The following is a 428-nucleotide window of genomic DNA, read 5'->3' as shown; positions in this document are numbered from 1 at the left end:
AGGCGCGGTCTGACAATACGGTTCACGACAAACCGGCCCGGCATATATTCCAGCTCTTCGGTAATGTCCTCACCCAGTGTCTTCAGCTTGCCGCCACACCGAAGGCAGGCTTCGCCCGGCATCAAGATCGTGTCATTGCGCTCAAGATGGTCCGGTAGCGGCTTGCGGCTGTGCTGGCGTTTGGCCTGTCCGGGAGGAGCATCCACCGAAGCGGAATCCGGCATGTTTTGCTGATCAGCAGCTACACCAATGGCCTCTTCCTCGGCAAGGCTCAGATTGAGTTGATCGAGGCTTTCCGATTTGGAGCCGAACCGGTTCCGGTGCGCCCCATGAAGCTGATGCTGAAGCTGCTCGACCTTCAGGCTCAGTGCCTTGACTTCGTCGGCAAGAAGCCGGTTCACGGCTTTCAATTCAGCCGGATCGTCAGG

General features: G+C 58.4%; 1 protein-coding gene. It reads right to left on the bottom strand.

Going from position 1 to position 428, the window contains the following annotated elements; all coding sequences use genetic code 11:
• Positions 1–428 (bottom strand): IS66 family transposase (locus ACXAH0_RS25155; RefSeq protein ID WP_475196043.1); only part of this gene is annotated, 428 nt, incomplete at both ends.

The organism is Roseibium sp. AWQ4_290, from assembly GCF_056160985.1.
Note: the sequence above shows the minus strand (reverse complement) of the source record. Positions and strands in the feature narration are given on the sequence as shown.